We start from the raw sequence: 21,391 nt of genomic DNA on the forward strand, positions 1-21,391 counted from the left end.
GCCGTGCGGCGGGGGACGCTCCGCGGCCGCCGCGCTCAGCCGCGCAGGACGGCCAGCGCCCTCCGGAAGGCGGCGAAGGCCTCGAGCTCCGCCCGCACGGGGTCGACGACGGTGCGCCGGGCCGCCTCGGCCACCGACTCGCGCAGCCGGCGCCGCACCGAGCGCTCCCGCATCCGGGCGCCGAAGCCGGCGAGGACCCGGCCGGTCAGGGCCGTGAAGATCCCGAGCACCACCCCGGCGAGGACGAGCAGCGTGGGCACGGGCAGCGGGAAGCCCTCGACGTACGGGGGCGGCGGGACGGGGATCTGGAACCACTCGAGCAGGAACAGGCCCAGGAGCCACAGCAGCCCCGCGACCACCGCGAGCATCGCGAGCCACTGGACGACGTCGAGGACGAGCCACCACCAGGAGTTCCGCCCGGCCCGGAAGTCGGTGCGGGCGACGGCCTGGTCGATCGCGTCCGGCAGCCTCTCCTCGTGGGTGCGCGCGGCCTGCCGGACCGACCGGGTCCACGGTTCGGCGGCCCCGTCCGCGGCGTCGTGGGCGAAGGTGCGCACCGCGGAGTCGGCCGCGGCCCGCTGGGCGGCGCCCATGGGCGGCAGGGACGTGCGGTTGACCTCGGGGTTCACGGTCCCGCCCCGGTCGAGGTTCAGCCGCCGCATCGGGTCCTTGCGGAACCTCAGCAGCCACCGGGTGGGGATCCACCCCGTGTGCTCCGCCGCGTGCAGGGCGTAGGACCTCCCGGCGGCCCGGGCGATCCCGGGCACGTTGGCGGCCTGCGCCAGCCCGTCGGTGAGCCGCTCCTGCGCCGGCTCGGTGATCCCGGCAGGCTCCCCGTCCCCGGAGGCCTCGGCGAGCAGCGCGGCGGCGTCGTCCACGTCGGCGTCGAGCCGGGCGCCGGCCGCCGCCCTGGTGTCGGCCACCTGGCGGATCCGCGCGCGGAGGGCCTCGACGCCCTCCCCCGTCACCGCGGAGACGGCCACCGGCTTCGACAGCCCCGTGGTGGGCAGCCCGTCCTGGGCCACGAGCTCCTCGAGGGAGGCCATCACGGCGGGGACCTCGGCGTCCGGCAGCCGGTCCACCTGGTTCATCACCACCATGGTCACGGCCCCGTGCCGGGCCAGCGGCGCGATGAACTCCTGGTGGATGACCGCGTCGGCGTACTTCTGCGGGTCCACGACCCACACCACGACGTCGACCATGCCGACGAGACGCTGCACGATGGTGCGGTGGTGCAGGCTCACGGAGTCGAAGTCCGGCAGGTCGAGCAGGATCAGACCGCCGGGCGCCTCCGCGGCGGGCGCGCCCGTGATCCGCTCCTTGACGCGCGTCCACCGGCCGGCGTCCGCGTGCCCGGTGGGCAGGGGCGTGTCGACGTGGTGGCGCTGGGTGACACCGAGCCAGTCCAGCAGGGCCTCGCTGCCCGGCTCCCCCCAGACGGCGGCCAGCGGCTCGGAGGTGGTGGGGCGGCGGGCGGCGGCCCGGGCGATGTCCCGTCCCACGACCGCGTTGAACAGGGTGGACTTCCCGGACCCGGTCGCCCCGAAGAAGCCCACCACGGTGTGGTCGGCGGACAGGGAGCGCCGCTCGGCGGCGCGGTCCAGGACGGTGCGGGACGCCGCCACGGCCACGTCGTCGAGCCGGCCGGAGGCCAGCTCCGTGGCGCGCGCGAGCGCGGTGAGCCGTTCGGAGAGAGTCGGCGCCGCCTGCCGGGCGGGGCTCATGCGCTCTCCCCCAGCGTCCGCCCGGCGGCGCGGATGCGCTCGGCCACGGCCACGAGCTCGTCGGCCTCCGGGTGCCCGTCCAGGACGTCGAGGCGCCGCAGGAACACGGACGCCTGCTGGTCCATGACCGTGTGGATCCGGGACTCGAGGTTCTTGCGGGCGTCCTCGGCCATCCGCCGCACGGCGTCCTCCCCGAAGACCGCCTCGAGCAGCTTGGTGCCCACCACGCCGGAGCCGCCGGCGATGCCGACCTCCAGCCCGGTGAGCCCGCCCGTCATGGAGAACACGCCGATCATGAGGATCACGGTGAGCGCGTTCACACCCAGCGACATGGCCCGCGCCCTGGTCCGCTTGTCCGCGCCCTCGCGCTGGATCAGCTCCATGAGGTCGCCCTGCCAGGCGCGCACCTGCTCTGCCGTGCGCTCGCGGAAGTCCGGGGGCAGCGAGCCGAGGTCGGACCCGCCGAGCAGGACCCGGCCCGCAGGCTCGTCCAGCCAGCGGCGCTCCGCGGTCTCGGAGGCGCGCGCGGCCTCCTCAACGATCACGGTCTGCAGACCGGTCTCGATGGCCTCCTCGACCTGGACCTCGGGTGCCGGCCGCCCGCTGAAGAAGGCGGTGAGCCGGTCCCGCATCCGGCCGATCCCGGCCTCGAGGTTGCGGAAGAACTCGCCGGTGCCCACGAAGTCCTGCCAGCGGGCGAGGACCTCGCCGCGCAGCAGGGTCCCGTCCCGGGTCGACTCGATGACGGCGGCGAGCGCCTCGTCGAAGGCGCGGTCCACGTCGTGGCGCAGCTGCGCCTCGACGCGGTGCTGGGAGAGCACCGCCGTCCCGGCCGCGCCGGTGCGCTCCGCGATGGAGCGGACCGCGCCGCCGAGGGTCCGGCGGGCGATCTCCGAGCGGGAGGCGGCGTTGCGCCCCAGTTCGGCCAGGAAGTCCACCACGGGGGCGACGACGTGGGGCGGGAGCATGCCCATCTCGTTGAGCGGTGACTCCGGGACGGTGAACACCGGGGCGTCCCCGAGGCCCTGCTCGGCGAGCATCCGCCGGAGGTCGTCCTCGATCTCGGCCTCGAGCCCCTGCGGGACCCGGTCGAGGACCACGGCCACCGTGATGTCCCGCTGGGCGGCCTCGACGAGCAGCCGCCACGGCACGGCGTCGGCGTAGCGGTTCGCGGTGGTCACGAACAGCCACAGGTCGGCGGCGGCCAGCAGCTGCCCCGCGAGCCGGCGGTTCTCGTCGGAGATCGAGTCGACGTCCGGGGCGTCGAGCAGGGCGACGCCCTCGGGGATCCGCGGCTCGGCGAGCAGCACGAGGGCCTGGCCGTCCGCGGTGCCGGGCAGCGCGGACGGGGAGGCGGTGTCCGCGGCGGTCGAGCCGGCGGGGATGACCTTCCGCGCGTGGATCCGGCTCAGGTGCGGGAGCACCCGCTGGGTCGAGAACGCCTCGGCGTCGCGCGGGTGGTGGATCAGGATGGGCTGCCGGGTGGTCGGGCGGATAGCCCCGGACCGGGTCACGGGGTGCCCCACGACCGCGTTGACCAGGGTCGACTTGCCGGCGCCCGTGGAGCCGCCGACCACCGCGAGCAGCGGCGCGTCGAGGGAGCGCACCCGGGGCAGCACGTAGTCGTCGAGCTGGGCGACGGCACGGTCGATGTCCTCGCGCTCGCGCAGCACGTCGGTCGTGGACAGCGGGAGGGTCGACGCCGCGAGCAGCGCCCGCGCGTCCTCGAGGGCGCTCAGGATCTCTGTCTGGTCGGTCACAGGGACATTGTGCCAGTCAGCCTGCTGTGCACCTACGCGGCGCGGGTTGCCGGGGGCTCACGCCATCCGGACGGCGATCTTGCCGCGGACGTGCCCCTCCTGGCTGAGGCGGTAGGCTTCCACGCCCTCGGCCAGGGGCACGCTGCGGGCGAGCTCGATCCGCAGCGCGCCCCGGTCCACCAGACGGCCCAGCTCGGTGAGGTCCTCGGCGGAGGGACGCACCCACATCCACGTCCCGCCGTGGGCCTCGACCGCGTCGTCGGCCACGGAGGCGTGCCGCCCCCCGTTCTTCAGGACGGCGAGCGTCTGCTCCACGACCCCGCCTACGAGGTCGACCACGACGTCCACGCCGTCCGGAGCCAGCTCCCGGACCCGCTCGGGCAGCCCGTCCCCGTAGGCCACGGGCTCCGCGCCGAGACCGCGCAGGTACTCGTGGTTGACCTCCGACGCCGTGCCGATCACGCGGGCGCCCCGGGCCGCGGCGAGCTGGACGGCGTAGCCGCCCACGCCCCCGGAGGCGTTGTGCACGAGCACGGTGTCTCCCGCGGCCACCTCCAGGCGGCCGAGGACCTGGTAGGCCGTGAGCCCGGCCAGCGGCAGCGCGGCCGCCCGGTCCCAGTCCACGGAGGCCGGCTTCGGCGCGAGCAGGCGTGCGGGCAGGGCGACGTACTCGGCCATCGTCCCGCCGTGCACCCAGTCCGTGCGGGCGTAGGAGATCACCTCGTCGCCCGGGGCCCACTCCGGGACGTCGATGCCGACGGCCTCCACGACCCCGGACACGTCCCAGCCGGGCACCACCGGGAACTGGACCTCCATCAGCGGATCGAGGCCGCCGGCCATGATCTTCCAGTCCACGGGGTTGATCGCGGCGCTGCGCACCTTCAGGAGCACCCAGCCCGGGGGGACCTTGGGCTCGGGGAGGTCGGTGAGCTCGAGGACTTCGGGGCCGCCGTAGCGGGCGTACGTCAATGCCTTCATGCTCCGCGCAACCGGCGGTCCCGGGAATCTGTTCCCGGCCGCGGGTCAGCGGCCCGGCTCCCGCAGGTGATCCGCGGCGTAGGCGGCGAACACCTCCCCGGGGGCCTCCCCCGTGCTGACGAAGTCCTCCCGCAGCTTTCGCGCGAGCTGCTCCAGGGCCAGGCCCAGGCGGCGGGCGCTCGTGCGCACCGGCGGCGCCGAGGACGCGGCGGCACGGTCGCGCAGCTCGAGGGCGTAGGCCAGCTGCCGGGCCAGGGAGAGGTCCGGGTCCTCCTCCTGGAAGTAGTACGTCTCGCCGTGCTGGGTGAAGTCGATCCGGGCCCGGGACACCTCCGCGGTCAGCCCGTCCAGCACCCGGGCCGCCGTCACGGGGTCCTCCTCCGCGATCCCGTCCGCGTACTCCACCTCGGCGAGGGACGTCAGCTCGAGCGCCAGGGCCCGGCGGCGGGACAGCGGCGGATAGATCTGGGTGAACCACGTCAGGGCCGCCGTGAGCAGGGCGAACCCGGTCAGCGCCTCCAGCGGGGTGGCCAGCCGGATCCAGGGGTCGGTGGCCACGACGTCCCCGAACCCCAGCGTCGCCAGGGTGACGAACGAGAGGTAGAGGGCCTCGAGGAGATCGGGGTAGGCGGCCGGGTCCACCCCGGGCGAGTACGTGAAGCCCTCGGGGACGTGCGGCAAGTAGATCAGGGCCCAGCCGACTCCCTGCAGGAGCACCCACAGGAGCACCACCGTGATCATCGAGCCCGGGCCCACGGCCGAGCCGAAGCGGTGCCCGGTGCGCCGGGAGATCCACCAGACGCCCGACTGCACCCGGCCGCCGACGGCGCCCGAGCCGCTGGGGTGCAGCAGGCTGTGGTAGATGTCCCACAGGCCGACCACGACGATCGCGGTCCCCAGCAGCGTCAGCAGCACGTCCACGTCGTCGCTCCGTCCCAGTCGATGACCGTCCTTCCCGGGGACCCTACCCGGTGGCGCCCGGGCCCGTCCCGGAGGTACGGCCTCCGTGCTTGCCCCGGGGACCATCAGCAGGGTTACGGTGGAAGCATCCGCTGCCCCGGACGGCGACGCGGCCCCCCACAGGGACGGAAGGACGACGATGGACATCAACCTGGTGCTGGCGCTCTTCGCCGGAGCCGTCCTGCTGATCTCGGCGTTCTCGACGCTGCTGCAGCGGATCAGTCTCCCCGGCCCGGTGCTCGCCCTCGCGTTCGGCGCGCTGATCGGCCCCTACGCGCTGGACCTCGTGCGGATCGAGGACTTGGGCCTGCCCCCGGGAACGCTGCTGGAGCAGGCGGCGCGGATCACCCTGGCGGTGGGCCTGGCCGGGGTCGCCCTGCGCCTGCCGCACGGCTACTGGCGCAGCGACGCCCGCTGGATCGCCGTGGTCATCGGGCTGGGCATGGCCCTGATGCTCGTCGTGGCCACCGGCGTGCTGTGGGCGGCGCTGGGCGTGCCGTTCCTGGTGGCGCTGCTGCTGGGCGCGATCATCACCCCGACCGACCCCGTGGTCACCACCCCGATCGTCACGGGTTCCCTGGCCGTGGAGCGGATTCCCGAGCGGGTCCGGCACAACCTCTCGGCCGAGAGCGGGCTCAACGACGGACTGGCCTACCTCTTCGTCCTCCTCCCGGTGCTGCTGCTGACCGAGCCGGACCGGGCGTGGCACGAGCTGCTGACCACCGTCCTGCTGTGGGAGGTGCTCGGCGCGGCGGTGTTCGGGGCGCTGGCGGGCTTCCTGCTGGGCAGGCTGTTCGTCGTCGTCCGCCGGCACGGGCTCATGGAGGAGAGCTCCTACCTGGCCTTCGTGGTGCCGCTGGCACTCGTGCTGCTCGGGACCGGCAAGCTGCTGGGCACCGACGCCCTGCTGGCCGTCTTCGTGGGCGTCGCGGTCTTCGGGCAGGTGATCCCCCAGCGGGACGAGGCGCAGGAGGACAAGGTCCAGGACGCCGTGGCCCGGCTGTTCCTGCTGCCGGTGTTCATCCTGCTCGGCCTGGCGCTGCCGGTCGGTGAGTGGACGGAACTGGGCTGGGGTGCTCCCCTGGTCCTCGGCGCGGCGCTGCTGCTGCGCCGCTTCGTCGCCCTGTGGGCGCTCCGGCCGCTGCTGCGGGGCGTGCACGACCGCGCCGAGACGCTCGTCCTGAGCTGGTTCGGGCCCATCGGCGTCTCCGCCCTGTTCTACGCGACGCTGGCCGAACGGCACACCGGCAACCACGAGATCTTCGTCCACACCACCCTGGCCGTCACCCTGTCCGTGCTCGTCCACGGGCTGTCCACCGCACCGCTGAGCGCGTGGCTCCAGCACCGGGAGCCGGAGCGCAAGCAGGAGAAGGAGACCACCGCATGACATGGCAGCAGCCCTGCCCGACGAGCCCGAAGACCGACCGGAGGCCGTTCCGTGTGGTTTGACTCCTGGTCCGACATCCTGCGGATCATCCTCGTCGGCGCCGCCTCCTACACGACGCTGGTGGCGATCCTGCGCCTGTCCGGCAAGCGCACCCTCGGCCAGCTCAACGTCTTCGACTTCGTGGTGACGGTGGCCCTCGGTTCGACCCTCGCCACGATCTTCCTCAGCACGGACGTCTCCTGGGCCGAGGGCGCCACTGCCCTCGGCCTGCTCGCCGCCCTCCAGCTGCTCGTGGCCTGGATCTCCGCGCGCTGGCCGCGGATGCGCGGTGTCTTCAGCGCCGAACCGGCGCTGCTGCTGGCCGGGGGACGGTTCCGCCACGACGCGATGCGGCGGAACCGGCTCACCGAGTCGGAGCTGCGCCAGGCCGTGCGGATGCAGGGCACCGGCGACCTCTCCCGGGTCGAGGCGGTCGTGCTCGAGACCAACGGCAAGCTCAGCGTCATCACATCGAGCTCCTACGGCGACGGGTCCGCGCTCGCGGACGTCCGCGGGACCGAGGCCCTGGGCGACGACGACCGCCGGGGACCGGCCGGCCCGGAGGCGTGAACCGCACGGCGCGGTGGCGCTGCGCCGGGCCCGGTGCTCGCACGTTCCCGCCCCCGGCCCCGGGGCGGTCAGGGGCCGGAGCGGCCCTCCTGCTCGAGCAGCCGCAGCCGCTCCCGGTACTCGTCCTCGGTGAGCTCTCCGGCGGCGTGGCGCTCCAGCAGGCCGTCCCGGGCCCGGCGCAGGCCGAGCCGGGTGCGCGACCTGCGGTTCCAGCGGGTGTTCTGCCCGTAGCGTCCCACGAGCCACCGGACGCCCCGGGCCACGGTCCACACGGCGGCGGCGGCCAGCAGGGCCCAGGACATCACCTCCCAGCCCTGGAAGGGGGTCAGTCCCAGTTCGCCCACGGTCCCACCGTCCCTCCGGCGTCGTCCGTCGTTCCTGTCTCCGGCGGCGCGCCGTCCGGGGCGCGCTCGGTGGCCGAAGAGTAGCAGTCGCCTCCGACGCCGGGCCGGGGCGGTCCGGTCGGGTCGGCGGCCGCCGGGGCCCCCGGGCGCCGGCGGGGTCAGCGGGTGAGCGTGCCGATCCCCTCGAGGATCGCCGCGTGCACGCGCGGGTCGCTGAGCGGCAGGAAGTGACCGCGCGTGCCGAGCTGGACGTTGCGCGCCCCTTCCAGGTGGCTGCCGCCCGGGATGTGGGGGTCGAACAGGCCGTAGACGGAGACGATGTGCTGGTTGACCTCCCGGCGGGTGGTCAGCGCGGTGAGCTCCGGGGAGTGGGGCAGGAACACCCGGATCGTCGGGAGGGGCAGGAGCCGGGCGAGCTCGGAGCCCGTGAAGGGGGTGTTGACGGCCACGAGCCCCTGGATCACGGTGCCCTTGTTGTGGTGGGCCAGGAGGTGCTTGCCGATCAGCCCGCCCTTGCTGTGCGCCACCAGCACGCAGCGCTCGATCCCCTCCCGGCGGATGTGCTCGTCGACCAGCGCCGCCATGTCCTCGATGGTCCCGGTGTTGAACCTCAGGTCCTCCACCACGTGGACGTCGTGGCCGTGCTCCCGCAGCAGCCCGGCCACCGGGAGCATGAACGTCCACGACTCGTAGATCCCGGGGATCAGCACGACCGGCGTCCGCCCCGGCTCTCCCGGGCCCCGGTAGTGGGCGGGCTCCCACCGGCCGAGGACGCCCGCGGCCTGCCACCGGAGCGCGTAGACGTAGTCGCGGGCCCAGGCCGCGAGATTCGCGGCCGCCGCGCCCAGCCGCGGGATCACACCGGGCTCCCGGGACGGCAGGCGGCGAGGAAGGGCGCGCAGGCGGCGGCGAGCTCCCGGGGGTCGGTGTGCTGGACGTTGTGCGGGGCCCCGGGGATCTCCAGGAAGCGGGCGTCGGGGGCCGCCCGGGCCAGCCGGCGGGACCAGTCCCGCCGGGCGATGGGGTCCCGGGACCCGCGCACCACCAGCCCGGGGGGCGTGCAGCCCCGGATGTCCTCCTCGATCCGGTCGCGGAGCATGTGCCGGGTCGTGCGCAGATAGCGGAGCGGGCCCATCCGGAGGTAGTCGCGGACGACCACGGCGTTGGTGCGCAGGGGCTCGCGCGCGGTGTCCCGCAGCAGCCGCCGTCCCTGGCCGAGCAGACTGCGCGCGGTGGGGTCGACGGTCGGTCCCACCAGCACGTAGCCGGCGCACAGCCCGGGGTGGTCCCTGACCGCGTCCACGACGACCTGGCAGCCCATGGAGTGCCCCACGACCACGGGAGCCCGCAGCCCCAGCGCCTCGACGGCCCCTGCGACCACGCGGCCGAGCTCGGGCACCGACAGGGGCCGGGCGGGGCGCGGTGAGGACCCGCAGCCCGGCAGGTCGACGGCGTAGACGTCGTGCGTGGCCGCGAGCGCGTCCGCGAGCCGCAGGAAGTAACGGCCCGACATGCCGATGCCGTGCACGAGGACCACCGGGGGCCGCGCGCGGTCGAAGGTCCCCCGCACGTCGACCGCGTGGGTGCCGGCGACGACGCGCCGCCGCTCGAGCCCCGGGTGCCCCCGCGCCCTCACCGGTGGGTCGCCTCGAGCGCCAGGCGCACGACGTCGAGCGGGTCCCGCCGCGCGGCGTGGGCCGCCAGCTGCCGCCGGGCGCCGGAGCCGTCCCGCAGGACGCCGGCCACCACGGACTCCACCTGCGCGGCCTCGTCCCACTCGGCGAGCACGGGGCGCACGACGGCCAGCAGCTCCGCCACGACGTCCGCGGCCGGGGCGGGCACGCCGGAGGCCGGGCTGATCAACGGCCCCTCGACGCCGGCCCTGCTGGCCTGCCAGGACCAGGTCCGCAGCTGCGCCGCGCTCACCGGCGGCGCGGGGAGGCCCGCCCGCCACTGGCGGGCGGCCGTCTCGACCAGCGCCCGGCCGAGGGCGGCCAGCACCCCGGCGTGCTCCGCGTCCAGGCACATGTCGGTGATCCGGATCTCCACGGTGGGGTAGCGGGCCGAGAGCCGGGCGTCGAAGTAGATCATGCCGAGGTCGAGGGGCACCCCGGAGCGCAGCAGGGCCTCGCGCTGCCGGTCGTGCTCCTCGACCGAGCCGAAGACCTCCGTGGGACCGGAGGTGGGCCAGCGGACCCAGGCCTGGTAGCGGTAGCTGCTGAAGCCGCTCTCCCGGCCGTACCAGAACGGGGAGTTGCCGCTCAGGGCGAGCAGGACGGGCAGCCACACCCGGATGCGGTCCAGCACGGCCACGCCCTCCTCGCGGCTGCCGACGCCCACGTGGACGTGGAGGCCGCAGGTCAGCTGCTCGGCGGCCACCAGCCCGAAGCGCTCCTGGAGCCACCGGAAGCGCGGTGCGGGCACGAGGTGCGGGGCGCCCGCCGTGACCGGTGAGGCGAGGGCGACGGCGCGGGCACCCACCGCGCGGGCGGCGGCGTCGGCCAGGCGGCGCCCCTGACGGATCGCGGCGATCTGCTCCGGGAGGCCGGTCAGCGGAGGACTCGCGACCTCGATCTGCTCCTGCTGCAGCTCGGTGGTGACCTGGTGCGCCGGTGCCGTCGCCGGGGAGGAGCGGACGCCGGCGGCGTGCGCGTCCACGGCGTCCGGGCCGGCGGGGGCGGGCTCCAGCGTCACGGCGTCCACGAGGAGCAGCTCCTCCTCCACGCCGAAGGTGCGGGTGGGGCCGGTGGTCGCTGCGGGGGACGGGTGCGGGAAAACGGTGATCACCACCATCCGGGAGGGGCTGGAGCGGTGCGGACGGGCGGGGCGGGAGGCCCCGCCGTCGTCGCCGGGCGGATCCCCCGGCTCACTGCGGAGCGTAGCACCGGGGACCCGCGCAGCGCCGCTGCGGGGGCTCGCGACGCCTCTTGACGCGGAGGGCGGTGCGGGGTTCGCTGGAGGGGCCAGGAGGGGAGTATCCCCCCGCGCAGCGTCGTCACGACGGTCCCACCGCAGGATCCGGCGCGCGGGCCCGGAACGGGCCGGGAGAGACCTCCGGTCGGGAACCGGAGGGTGGCTGGTGGCGATGGACGTCCCGTTCTGGGGGTGGGCCGCGGTGATCGGCGGCATCGTGGTCCTGCTGGCCGTGGACCTGCTCGCCCACCGGCGCCCGCACGCGATCGGGCTGCGCGAGGCCGCGGTGTGGACGGCGGTGTGGGTGGCCTGCGGGACGGGCTTCGGGGTGGTGGTCTGGGCCGTCTTCGGGTCGCAGGCCGGCCAGCAGTACTTCGCCGGGTACCTGATCGAGAAGTCGCTCTCCGTGGACAACGTGTTCGTCTGGGCGGTCCTGCTCACGTACTTCGCCGTCCCCCGCGCCTACCAGCACCAGGTGCTGTTCCTGGGCGTCTTCGGGGCGCTGGTGCTGCGCGGCGCCTTCATCGCCGCGGGCGCGGCGCTGATCCACGCCTTCGAGGGAGTGCTCTACCTCTTCGCCGCGTTCCTGCTCTGCACCGGGTGGCGGATGCTCCGGCAGCGGGAGGCGCGTCTTGACCCGGACCGGTCGGCGGTGCTGCGGGTCTTCCGCCGCTGCGTGCCGATGACCGAGGTGTTCTACGGGCAGCGGCTCGTGGTGCGCGTCGGCGGGGCGCTGCGGGCCACGCCGCTGCTGGCGGTGCTGGTGCTGATCGAGGCCACCGACGTGGTCTTCGCCGTCGACTCGATCCCGGCCGTCTTCGCGGTCACCGACGAGGTCTACATCGTCTTCACCGCCAACGCCTTCGCCGTGCTGGGGCTGCGGGCCATGTACTTCCTGCTGGCGGACCTGATGCACCGTTTCGTGCACCTGCGCGCCGGGCTGGCCCTGGTCCTGGTGTGGGTGGGGGTGAAGATGGCGCTCAAGGTCGACGTGGTCGACATCCCCACGGGAGTCTCCCTCGCGGTGATCACGGCCGTCCTGGTCGTGTCGGTCGGCACGAGCCTGCGCGCCACCCGCGGGCAGGGGCGGCGGGCGCCGCAGTGCCCGGAGGCCCCGCCGTTCCGGACCGCGACCCCCGCCGAGCTCGCGGCGCTCCAACCCCTGCGGCCGTCCCGGGCCGCCTCCGCGGACCGGGACGAGGACGGCCGGAGCGGCCCCTGAGGGGCGCGGACCGCGCCCCGTGGGAGGGTCGCCGCCCCGTGAAGGAGCCGACCCCGTGCACCGCAAGCTCTCCGTCCTCGTCGAGGCGGACCCCGACGGCCGGTTCGTCCGGGTCAGCGTGACCGGTCCCCTGACCCGCGCGAACCAGCAGGCCCTCCACGCCGCCGCCGGGGCCGGCGCTGCGCGAGGCCTCCTGAGCCTTCCGGCGCAACGTTGCCGCGACCGACGGCCCGGATGCGAAGATTGGCGGCAGTGCACACGACATCCTGAGCGCGACCCACCGTGGGGCCGGGGATGAGGAACAGGACGGCGGGACCCATGAACGACCACCCCACGAGAGACCGGGCCGCGGAGGCCACCGGCGGGCTCGACCCCCGCCGGTCGGCCGGACGCCTGGTCGCCGTGGACGCCGCCCGGGGACTGGCTCTCGTGGGGCTGACGGCGGTCCACTTCCTGCCGCCGTCCTATCCCGACAACGACCGGCCGACGCTGTCCTGGCTGCTGTTCGCCGGGGACTCCGCGGCGCTGTTCGCGCTGCTCGCCGGGGTCGGCCTCGCCTTCTCCACCGGAGCGCGCAGACCCCGCAGGGGCCGGGACCTGACCGCCGCCCGCGCGGGGATCGCGGTGCGCGCGCTGCTGATCATGGTGATCGGGCTGACCGTCGGGTACCTGATGCCGGCGGACCCGCCGGCCGTCGGCATCCTGGTCCACTACGGGCTCTTCTTCCTGCTCGCGCTGCCCTTCCTGGGGCTGCGGGCACGGACCCTGCTCCTGTGCTCGGGCGCGTTCCTGCTCCTCGGGCCCCTCCTGATCCACTGGCTGGGCGACGTGGTGCCCGAGCACAGCGCCGCCAACCCGACGTTCGCCCACCTCGTCACCGAACCGGTCGCGCTCTTCTGGCAGCTGACGCTGACCGGCACGTACCCGGCCGTGACGTACATGGCGTACCTGCTCGCCGGGCTGGCCCTCGGCCGCCTCAACCTCAAGAGCCTGCGTCTGCAGAGCCGCCTCCTGGCCGCGGGACTCGGCCTCGCGGCCCTCGCCAAGCTCGTCTCCTGGGTGCTCCTCTACGGCATGGACGGCTACAACGTGCTGCTCTACAGCATCGTCTCCCTCACCCGGGCGGACCTGGACCACCTCGTCGTCTTCGGCGCCGACGGGCCCCTGCCGACGTCCTCGCTGTGGTGGCAGGCGCTCTCCGCCCCGCACACCAACACGCTCCTCTCGGTGGCCTGGAGCCTCGGGGTGAGCACGGCCGTGCTCGGCGCCCTCCTGCTCGCCGGCCGCGAGTTCGGCAAGTGGCTGCTGCCGCTCACGGCCATGGGGGCGATGACCCTGTCCCTGTACACGGGACAGCTGGTCCTGCTGGCCACCGAGGTCCACTACAGCAGCCCGCTGCTCTGGTTCGCCGCCTGCCTCCTCGTCTCGGCGCTCGTGGCGCTCGCCTGGCGGCACGCCTTCGGACGGGGTCCGCTGGAACGGCTCGTGTCCGCGGCCGCGCACGCGACCACCCGTGCCGTCGCCGATCGGGGGACGCCCCGCGGCCCGGAGACCCCCAGGAGGCCCCTGGGGTAGCACGTGCCTCCGCCGGCCGGACACGCGCCGACGGCTGAAACACGGCCCCGGCCGCTCGCGGGCCGCACGGATCCGTTAGCGTGACAGCAGCGCCGCCCGGCGCCGGCAGGCGGAGCGCCCGCCTGCCGTGGACCTCAGGAGGAACCATGCCGAAACCCGTCATCAGCAAGGCCAGCACCGTCTGGACCGGCGATCTCTTCAACGGCTCGGGCACCACCAGCCTGACCGGCTCGGGCCTGGGCCCCTTCGACGTGGACTGGGACACCCGCGCGGAGAGCGGCGCCGGCGCCAAGACGAGCCCCGAGGAGCTCCTGGCCTCCGCGCACGCCACCTGCTACGCCATGGCGTTCTCCAACATGCTCGCCCAGAACGAGACCCCGCCGACCCGGATGGACTCCTCGGCCGAGGTGACCTTCGTGGCGGGCGAGGGCATCAAGGGGGTCGAGCTGACCGTGGTGGCGCAGGTGGAGAACATCTCCGCGGAGGACTTCGCGCGCATCGCCGAGGAGGCCAAGGCCGGCTGCCCGGTCTCCCAGGCCCTGTCCGTGGACATCACCCTGGACGCCTCGCTGGCCTGATCCGGTGCCCGGCCCCGCCGACCCGGGCAGTGCCCGGGCCGGCGGGGCCGGGCGCGTCCGGCGTATCGGTGACGGCGGCCCGGCCGGCGAGGGCGTGGAAGGTCGCGCGCGTCCGCTCCTGCTCCTCGTGGATCCGCTCCTGGTCAACCGGACCCGTGACGTCAGGCGCGGTCGCGTTCGGCGAGCGCCCGGCCGAGGTCCTCGGCCTGCAGGTCGGCGTTGACGGCCGTGGCGGTCGTGAGCCCGGCCGCTGCCGCGGCGAGGACCTGGGCGTGGAGGTCCGTGACGTTGCCCGCCACGTAGACCCCCGGCACGTCCGTGCCGCCCGTGGGCGCCGAGGGCACGTACGTGCCGACGGCATGGCCCTTCTCCTCCACCTGGGCCGTGCGCAGGCCGAGGGAGTCGATGAGGGCGGAGCGGACCGTGAAGCGCGGCACCACGACCACGGCCCGGCACGGCACGAGCTCGCCGGAGACCAGCCGCAGACCGGTGATCCGGTCCCCCGACACCTCCACGCGCCGCACCTCGCCCGCCACGCACGCGATGCCGAGGGCCGCCAGGTGCTCGCGCTCCTCGTCGTCCGGCGCCGGGGCGGTGTGCTGCACGAAGATGATGTCGCGGCTCCACTGCCGGAACAGCTGCGCCTGCTGCACGCCCAGGGGGCCGGTGCCCAGCACCGCCAGCGGCTCGTCCCGCCACTCCCAGCCGTGGCAGTAGGGGCAGTGGACGACGTCGCGGCCCCACCGCTGCGCCACGCCCGGGACGTCCGGCAGCTCGTCGGTGAGTCCGGTGGTGATCAGCACGCGGCGCGCCCGCACCGACCGGCCGTCCTCGAGCGCCAGCAGGAACCGGACGCCGTGGCCGTCGTCCCCGGCGGGACGGGCGGAGACCACCGTGCCGTCGACGACGTCCGCTCCGTAGCCGGTGACCTCGGCACGCCCGTCCGCGAGCAGCGCGCCCGGGGCGTCGCCGTCGCGGCCGAGGTAGTTGTGCACGTGCTCCGCGGGGTCGTTGCGCGGGGCCCCGGCGTCCACCACGAGGACCGTGCGCCGGGCGCGGGCCAGGCACAGCGCCCCGGCGAGGCCCGCGGGCCCCCCACCGACGACGACCACGTCGTAGCTCTCGTCCATCGTGCCTTCCCCCGTCCCGGAGCCGGTCCCGGCAGCAGTCCTGCGCCGCTCTGCCAACGTAGCAGTGCCGGGACGGGGATGTAAGCCTGCTGACTGTAGGCGGCGCCGGAGCATTCGGCGGGCGCGCCTCCCCCTGGCGGGGCAGCGCCGGACCGGGCGGTGCCGGTGCTCGTCGTGGTGGAACGACGACGTCCCCCGGACCGTGTGGTCCGGGGGACGTCTTCCGTGGTGACCCCAGCGGGATTCGAACCCGCGTTACCGCCGTGAGAGGGCGGCGTACTAGGCCGCTATACGATGGGGCCGCACCGATCCGGTCCGCGGTTTCCCGCGACCGGCCTCGTACACTGTACCAGGTCCCGGGCCCCGTTCCGGACGCCGGCCCTGCTCCGGCGGCGCAGCGCACCCCGGACACGAGAACACCCCCGGACCGTGTGGTCCGGGGGTGTTCTGCGGTGGTGACCCCAGCGGGATTCGAACCCGCGTTACCGCCGTGAGAGGGCGGCGTACTAGGCCGCTATACGATGGGGCCGTACTGATCCGATGGAGCAGCGCTGGGATACCAGGACTCGAACCTAGAATGACGGTACCAGAAACCGTAGTGTTGCCAATTACACCATATCCCACTGTCGTCCCCGGTCCGGCGGTTTCCCGCGGCGACCGGCGCAACGCAAAAGAACTATACCGGCCTTCCGGCGGGGCGGCAAATCGGGCTCAACGGCAGTAGCGGTCCTCGAGCTCCGCGTCGATCCCCCGGCGGCGGGCGATGCCCGCCAGCGCCCGGACGACCGGCCCCAGCCAGCGGTAGAGCCCCGGGAGGTTGATGTCGGTCCACTCGATGAGCAGCGCCGTGCGGAGCAGGCTCCGCGGGCGGCCGTCCCGGCGGGTGCGCCCGTCCCGGGCGAGCCCGTACAGGGCCACCAGGCCCTTCTCGAAGCCCTCGTGGGCGGGCCGCACCTCGACCACGAAGCGGGCCGGGGTCCCGGCCGGGTTCTTCCAGCGGAACAGGTGCTCCGGGGGCACCTCGGCCTCGCCGCCCGCCCCGAGGTCCCGCACGACGTGGCCGATCTGGACCCGCAGCACGCCCTCGAGGACGCGTACGCGCATCCCGAACCGTCGGTGGTAGTGGGCGAGCACCTCTCCCCCGGGCTCCACCTCGACGTGCAGCAGGGCGTGCTCGCCCTCGGTCTCGGCGCCGGTGCGCAACCACGTGATGGTGTCCCGTTGCACGGGATTGCGGTGCTGCGGGCGTCCCGCGCGCATCGCCTCGATCTGGTCGTCCGTCCGGTCCATGCTGATCGCCCCCGTGTCCCAGGCTACGCCGGAGCGCCCGGGTGTGTGCAGATGACGTCCACGACGACGACGGTCCGGCCCGCCCTCCGCGGAGGGCGGGCCGGACCGTCGTCGTCGTCGTGCAGGGCGCTCAGCCGAGCTGGGCGGCGAGGGCGCGCAGGCGGGTCAGGGAGGAGTCCTTGCCGAGGATCTCGAGGGACTCGAACAGGGGCGGCGAGATCCGCCGGCCCGAGACGGCGGTGCGGACGGGGCCGAAGGCCAGTCGCGGCTTGATCCCCAGCCCGTCCACGATGGCTTCGCGGAGCGCGGTCTCGAGGGCGGCGGCGCTCCAGTCCTCGAGCGGCTCCAGGGCGGCGAGCGCGGCCCGCAGGACGTCGCCGGCGGAGTCCTTGAGCTGCTTGCGGGCGTCGTCGGCGACCTCGATCTCGTCGTCGGCGGCGAAGAGGAAGGACAGCAGCTCGGGGGCCTCGCCGAGCAGGTTCATCCGCTCCTGGACCAGCGGGGCGGCCCGGTCGAGGATGTCCCGCTGGCGCTCGTCCAGGGTGTCCCCCAGCACGCCGCCGGCCTGCAGGTAGGGGACGAGCCGGTCGCGGAAGTCCTCGGGGGCGAGCCTGCGGACGTGGGTGCCGTTGATCGCGGTGGCCTTCTTGAGGTCGAAGCGCGCGGGGTTCGCCAGGACGTCATGGACGTCGAAGTGCTCCACGAGCTGCTCCACGGTGAAGACGTCCTCGTCCGCGGACAGGGACCAGCCCAGCAGGGCCAGGTAGTTGAGCAGGCCCTCGGGGACGAAGCCGCTGTCCCTGAGGTGGAAGAGGCTGGACTCGGGGTCGCGCTTGGACAGCTTCTTGTTGCCCTCGCCCATGACGTAGGGCAGGTGGCCGTACTCGGGCACGTACTTCGCGAAGCCGATCTCGACCAGGACGCGGAACAGCGCGATCTGGCGCGGTGTCGAGGAGAGCAGGTCCTCGCCGCGCAGCACGTGGGTGATCTCCATGAGGGCGTCGTCCACGGGGTTGGTCAGCGTGTACAGCGGCTGGCCGTTGGCGCGCACCACCACGTAGTCCGGGATGGAGCCGGCCCGGAAGACGATCTCGCCGCGGATCATGTCGTGGACCACGATGTCCTCGTCCGGCATCCGCAGCCGCAGCACGGGCTCCCGGCCCTCCGCCCGGTACGCCGCGATCTGCTCCTCGGTGAGGTCGCGGTCGAAGTTGTCGTAGCCGAGCTTGGGGTCGCGGCCGGCCGCCCGGTGCCGGGCCTCGACCTCCTCCGGGGTGGAGTACGCCTCGTAGACCGCCCCGTGCTCCCGGAGCCGGGCGGCCACGTCGCGGTAGACGTCCAGGCGCTGCGACTGCCGGTACGGGGCGTGCGGACCCCCGGTCTCGACGCCCTCGTCCCAGTCGATCCCCAGCCACGCGAGCGCCTCGAGCAGCTGCTGGTAGCTCTCCTCCGAGTCGCGCAGGGTGTCGGTGTCCTCGACGCGGAAGACCATGGTGCCGCCGGTGTGGCGGGCGTGGGCCCAGTTGAACAGCGCGGTGCGGATCAGTCCCACGTGCGGGGTGCCCGTCGGGGACGGGCAGAAGCGCACGCGCACGGGCGAGGAGGTGGTCGAGGCGGTGGCCGGGGTGGCGGGCGTGTCGGTCATGGCTCTTTCGTGGATCGGTCGGGGTCTGGGCGGGGTCGTGCGGTGGTGCGGGGCGCCGCGGTGCCCGCACGGGTCGGCGGTGCGGACCGGCGCCGGCCGGCGGTGCGGGTCAGCGGCGCAGGACGGTCGGCAGGACGCCGATGCCCTCGACCTCCACCTCGATCCGGTCGCCCTCGTCGACGATGCCGACGCCGGCGGGCGTGCCCGTGAGGATGACGTCGCCGGGCAGGAGCGTGAACGCCTGGGAGACGTAGGAGACGAGGAACGGGACGTCGAAGACCATGTCCCGGGTGTTGCCGTCCTGCTTGGTCTCGCCGTTGACGCGGCTGCGCACGGCGAGGGCGGAGGTGTCGAGGTCCGTCTCGATCCAGGGCCCGAGCGGGCAGGCCCCGTCGAAGCCCTTGGCGCGCGCCCACTGCCCGTCGGTCCTCTGCACGTCGCGGCCGGTGAGGTCGTTGGCGGCGGTGTAGCCGAAGACCACCTCGGGCACGCGCTCCACGGGGACGTCCTTGCACATCCGTCCGATGACGACGGCGAGCTCGGCCTCGTAGGAGACCTGCTCGGTCCACGCGGGCAGGGTCACGGGGTCGCCGGGGCCGGCGACGGACGTGTTGGGCTTGAAGAACAGCATCGGCGAGGTGGGCAGCTCGTTGCCCAGCTCCGCGGCGTGGTCGGCGTAGTTGCGGCCGACGCACACGATCTTGGAGCGCGGGATCACGGGGGCGAGGAGGCGGACGTCGGCGATGTCGTGGCGCTGCTGGGTGGGGTTGATCCCGGTGTAGAAGGGGTCGCCCGCGAGGACGGTGACCGTCTCCTCGCCGGCGGCGCCCTGCACCGCGCCGAAGTGGATCTCGCTGTCGACCGTGAACCTGGCAATTCGCATGGGACCAGGCTATCCCACGGTCCGCGGGCGGCCGCGCGGCCCCGGTGGCGCCACCGGGGCCGCGCGGGGCTCAGACCAGGCGGGTGAGCCAGCCGTGCGGGTCCTCCGCGCGGCCCGTCTGGATCTCCAGGAGCTGCCGGCGGATGTCCATGGTGACCTCGCCGGGCCGGGCGCCCTCGTCGCCGATGGTCTCCTCGGTGGAGACGAGCCGGCCGATGGGGGTGATGACGGCGGCGGTCCCGCACGCGAACGCCTCGGTGATGGTCCCGGCCTGCCAGCCCTCGCGCCACTCGTCGAGGGTGAAGCGGCGCTCCTCGACGGTCATCCCGCGGTCCTTCGCGAGCTGGATGATCGAGCGGCGGGTGACGCCCTCGAGGATCGTGCCGGTGAGCTCGGGGGTCACCAGGCGGCCGTCGTCGTAGACGAAGAACACGTTCATGCCGCCCAGCTCCTCGACGGCGTCGCCGCGGTCGCGGTCCAGGAACATCACCTGCTGGCACCCGTGGGCGTCGCCCTCCATCTGGGCGATCAGGGAGGCGGCGTAGTTGCCGCCGCACTTGGCCGCTCCCGTGCCGCCGCGGCCGGCGCGGGCCCAGTCGCGGGAGAGCCAGATGTCCACGGGCTTCACCGGGCCGCCGAAGTAGTTGCCGGCCGGGGAGGCGATCACGGAGTACAGCACCTGGCGGGACGGGCGCACGCCCAGGAACGCCTCCGTGGCGATCATGAACGGGCGCAGGTACAGGGACTCCCCGTCCCCGTCGGGCACCCACTGCTCGTCCACCGACACGAGCTCGCGCAGCGAGTCCAGGAACAGCTGCTCGGGCAGCTCCGGCAGCGCCAGCCGGCGGGCCGACAGGTTGAGCCGGGCGGCGTTGGCCTCGGCCCGGAACGTCCACACGGAGCCGTCCGCGTGCCGGTAGGCCTTGAGCCCCTCGAAGATCTCCTGGCCGTAGTGCAGCACGGCCGCGGCGGGGTCCAGCACCAGCGGACCGTACGGCTCGACCCGCGGGTCGCTCCAGCGGCCCGTGCCCTTCTCGACGTCCCCGAACCAGTCGATCTTCACCATGTGGTCCGTGAAGTTCGTGCCGAAGCCCGGCTCGGCGAGGATGGCCGCCCGGACCTCCTCCGGGACCGGGTCCTGGCTGAGGTGGTGGGCGAAGGTGGTGGGCTGTGTGGTCACTGCGTCTCCCTGCGAGGTCGACCCCGTGGCGACCGGCACGCGGGGCTCAGCTGTTGGTTCCGTGCCCCAGCCTATCCCCGGAGCACGGCCGGATCGGCTCAGGCGAGGGCGGCGAGCACGCCGTCGCCCACCTGGGCGGTGGTGCGGGACTCGTTGCCGTGGGCCGCGAGGTCCTGCTGCACGGCGGCCTCGATCCGGGCCGCCGGCCCGGAGTGGCCGAGGTGCTCCAGCATCATGGCGGTGGCGAGGATCGCCGCCACGGGGTTCGCCTTCTGCTGCCCGGCGATGTCCGGTGCGGAGCCGTGCACGGGCTCGAACATCGAGGGCGCCGTGCGGTCCGCGTTGATGTTGCCGGCCGGGGCCAGTCCGATGCCGCCCGTCACCGCGCCGGCGAGGTCGGTGAGGATGTCCCCGAAGAGGTTGTCGGTGACGATGACGTCGAAGCGCGCCGGGTCGGTCGTGAGGAAGATCGTGGCCGCGTCCACGTGCAGGTAGTCGACGGCGACGTCGGGGAACTCGGCACCGATCTCCTCGACGAGGCGCGCGTAGAGGCGGCCCGCGTTGACGAGCACGTTGTGCTTGTGGACGAGGGTCAGCCGCTTGCGCTCCCGCCCGGCGGCGAGCTCGAAGGCGTAGCGCACGAGGCGGCGCACGCCGTAGGCGGTGTTGAGCGAGACCTCGGTGGCGATCTCGGCGTCGGTGCCGCCGCGCAGCACCCCGCCGTTGCCGGCGTACGGGCCTTCGGTGCCCTCGCGCACCACCACGAAGTCGATGTCCCCGGGGTGGGAGAGCGGGCTGGTGGTGCCCGGGAAGAGCTTGGACGGGCGGAGGTTGACGAAGTGGTCGAGGCTGAAGCGCATCTTCAGCAGCACGTCGCGCTCGATGATCCCGGACGGGACCCGCCGGTCCCCGGGGGCGGCGCCGACCGCGCCGAACAGGATGGCGTCGTGGGTCCGCAGCTCGTCCAGCGTCCGGTCCGTGAGGGTCTCCCCCGTGTCCAGCCAGTGCTGCGCGCCGAGGCCGAACTCCGTCCTCTCCACCGTGACGCCGGCCGCGGCGGTCACCGCGTCGAGGACCTTCACCGCCTCGGCCACGACCTCGGGGCCGATGCCGTCACCGGGGACGAGGGCGATCTTCAGGTGGGCGGGGGCGGCTGCGGGCGTCGGCTGGCTCATGGCCCCAGGATAGGAGCCGACCGACCCGTCCGACCACG

The 21,391-nt window shown here is 74.2% G+C and carries 19 protein-coding genes and 3 tRNA genes; 5 read left to right on the forward strand and 17 right to left on the reverse strand.

All coding sequences use genetic code 11. The features are described 5' to 3' along the window. Positions 1-35: 35 nt before the first annotated feature. The 4 genes from ACZ2G1_RS04855 to ACZ2G1_RS04870 are packed head-to-tail and all read right to left on the reverse strand — an operon-like array spanning position 36 to position 5,383. On the reverse strand, positions 36-1,724 hold the full coding sequence (locus tag ACZ2G1_RS04855; RefSeq protein WP_035928927.1) for a dynamin family protein: 1,689 nt from the start codon (positions 1,722-1,724) through the stop codon (positions 36-38). Continuing rightward, complete coding sequence (locus ACZ2G1_RS04860; protein ID WP_017833198.1) at positions 1,721-3,484, reverse strand: dynamin family protein; 1,764 nt, start codon at positions 3,482-3,484, stop codon at positions 1,721-1,723. The genes ACZ2G1_RS04855 and ACZ2G1_RS04860 overlap by 4 nt, the downstream gene beginning before the upstream one ends. A 57-nt stretch (positions 3,485-3,541) precedes the next feature. Then, the gene (locus tag ACZ2G1_RS04865) at positions 3,542-4,462 is read right to left on the reverse strand and encodes an NADP-dependent oxidoreductase (RefSeq protein ID WP_470377541.1); all 921 of its coding nucleotides are present in this window, start codon (positions 4,460-4,462) and stop codon (positions 3,542-3,544) included. A 45-nt stretch (positions 4,463-4,507) separates the two neighbouring features. Continuing rightward, positions 4,508-5,383, reverse strand: a complete 876-nt coding sequence (locus ACZ2G1_RS04870) for a potassium channel family protein (protein ID WP_426118550.1) — start codon at positions 5,381-5,383, stop codon at positions 4,508-4,510. 178 nt (positions 5,384-5,561) lie between these two features. On the opposite strand from ACZ2G1_RS04870, the gene ACZ2G1_RS04875 reads away from it, so the two are divergent. Together ACZ2G1_RS04875 and ACZ2G1_RS04880 are read left to right on the forward strand one after the other, a co-directional pair. Beyond that, positions 5,562-6,809, forward strand: coding sequence for a cation:proton antiporter (locus ACZ2G1_RS04875; protein ID WP_470377542.1), 1,248 nt, complete (start codon positions 5,562-5,564; stop codon positions 6,807-6,809). Between the two features lie 51 nt (positions 6,810-6,860). Further along, positions 6,861-7,418, forward strand: a complete 558-nt coding sequence (locus tag ACZ2G1_RS04880; RefSeq protein ID WP_470377543.1) for a DUF421 domain-containing protein — start codon at positions 6,861-6,863, stop codon at positions 7,416-7,418. Positions 7,419-7,486: 68 nt separating this feature from the next. Here ACZ2G1_RS04880 and ACZ2G1_RS04885 read toward each other — a convergent pair whose 3' ends face one another. The 4 genes from ACZ2G1_RS04885 to ACZ2G1_RS04900 all read right to left on the reverse strand — a co-directional run bounded on the left by ACZ2G1_RS04885 (position 7,487) and on the right by ACZ2G1_RS04900 (position 10,555). Further along, on the reverse strand, positions 7,487-7,762 hold the full coding sequence (locus ACZ2G1_RS04885; RefSeq protein ID WP_470377544.1) for an SHOCT domain-containing protein: 276 nt from the start codon (positions 7,760-7,762) through the stop codon (positions 7,487-7,489). A gap of 158 nt (positions 7,763-7,920) precedes the next feature. After that, complete coding sequence (locus ACZ2G1_RS04890; RefSeq protein ID WP_470377545.1) at positions 7,921-8,622, reverse strand: esterase/lipase family protein; 702 nt, start codon at positions 8,620-8,622, stop codon at positions 7,921-7,923. Continuing rightward, positions 8,619-9,398: an alpha/beta fold hydrolase gene (locus ACZ2G1_RS04895; protein WP_095651670.1), complete on the reverse strand. Its 780-nt coding sequence runs from the start codon at positions 9,396-9,398 to the stop codon at positions 8,619-8,621. Before ACZ2G1_RS04895 ends, ACZ2G1_RS04890 begins: the two co-directional genes overlap by 4 nt. Then, a complete protein-coding gene (locus ACZ2G1_RS04900) occupies positions 9,395-10,555 on the reverse strand; it encodes a glutamate--cysteine ligase (RefSeq protein WP_470377546.1) in 1,161 nt (386 codons plus the stop codon). Before ACZ2G1_RS04900 ends, ACZ2G1_RS04895 begins: the two co-directional genes overlap by 4 nt. Positions 10,556-10,847: 292 nt before the next feature. Here ACZ2G1_RS04900 and ACZ2G1_RS04905 point away from each other — a divergent pair, with 292 nt between their 5' ends. The 3 genes from ACZ2G1_RS04905 (at position 10,848) to ACZ2G1_RS04915 (ending at position 14,050) form a co-directional block, all read left to right on the forward strand. Beyond that, a complete protein-coding gene (locus ACZ2G1_RS04905) occupies positions 10,848-11,897 on the forward strand; it encodes a TerC family protein (RefSeq protein WP_136341637.1) in 1,050 nt (349 codons plus the stop codon). Between the two features lie 318 nt (positions 11,898-12,215). Then, positions 12,216-13,472, forward strand: a complete 1,257-nt coding sequence (locus tag ACZ2G1_RS04910) for a heparan-alpha-glucosaminide N-acetyltransferase domain-containing protein (RefSeq protein WP_470377547.1) — start codon at positions 12,216-12,218, stop codon at positions 13,470-13,472. A 146-nt stretch (positions 13,473-13,618) separates the two neighbouring features. Beyond that, a complete protein-coding gene (locus tag ACZ2G1_RS04915; protein WP_470377548.1) occupies positions 13,619-14,050 on the forward strand; it encodes an OsmC family peroxiredoxin in 432 nt (143 codons plus the stop codon). A 161-nt stretch (positions 14,051-14,211) separates the two neighbouring features. Here the strand turns inward: ACZ2G1_RS04915 and ACZ2G1_RS04920 are convergent, their stop codons facing one another. From ACZ2G1_RS04920 to ACZ2G1_RS04960, 9 genes are all read right to left on the reverse strand, one after another. Next, positions 14,212-15,180: an NAD(P)/FAD-dependent oxidoreductase gene (locus ACZ2G1_RS04920; RefSeq protein ID WP_109243467.1), complete on the reverse strand. Its 969-nt coding sequence runs from the start codon at positions 15,178-15,180 to the stop codon at positions 14,212-14,214. A 226-nt stretch (positions 15,181-15,406) separates the two neighbouring features. After that, positions 15,407-15,482 (reverse strand) — tRNA-Glu (locus tag ACZ2G1_RS04925). Between the two features lie 151 nt (positions 15,483-15,633). Continuing rightward, positions 15,634-15,709: transfer RNA gene (locus ACZ2G1_RS04930), tRNA-Glu, on the reverse strand. 22 nt (positions 15,710-15,731) lie between these two features. Beyond that, positions 15,732-15,803, reverse strand: a tRNA-Gln gene (locus ACZ2G1_RS04935). 88 nt (positions 15,804-15,891) lie between these two features. Beyond that, the gene (locus ACZ2G1_RS04940) at positions 15,892-16,470 is read right to left on the reverse strand and encodes a cupin domain-containing protein (protein WP_336649763.1); all 579 of its coding nucleotides are present in this window, start codon (positions 16,468-16,470) and stop codon (positions 15,892-15,894) included. 130 nt (positions 16,471-16,600) lie between these two features. Then, complete coding sequence (gene gltX / locus ACZ2G1_RS04945; RefSeq protein WP_095651664.1) at positions 16,601-18,115, reverse strand: glutamate--tRNA ligase; 1,515 nt, start codon at positions 18,113-18,115, stop codon at positions 16,601-16,603. Positions 18,116-18,224: 109 nt separating this feature from the next. Beyond that, complete coding sequence (locus ACZ2G1_RS04950) at positions 18,225-18,998, reverse strand: fumarylacetoacetate hydrolase family protein (RefSeq protein ID WP_017833212.1); 774 nt, start codon at positions 18,996-18,998, stop codon at positions 18,225-18,227. A gap of 70 nt (positions 18,999-19,068) precedes the next feature. After that, complete coding sequence (locus ACZ2G1_RS04955) at positions 19,069-20,178, reverse strand: branched-chain amino acid aminotransferase (RefSeq protein WP_035928893.1); 1,110 nt, start codon at positions 20,176-20,178, stop codon at positions 19,069-19,071. Between the two features lie 98 nt (positions 20,179-20,276). After that, positions 20,277-21,353: a 3-isopropylmalate dehydrogenase gene (locus ACZ2G1_RS04960; RefSeq protein ID WP_017833214.1), complete on the reverse strand. Its 1,077-nt coding sequence runs from the start codon at positions 21,351-21,353 to the stop codon at positions 20,277-20,279. Between the last annotated feature and the right edge of the window lie 38 nt (positions 21,354-21,391).

The sequence above is a fragment of the Kocuria sp. KKT182 genome (assembly GCF_055635395.1).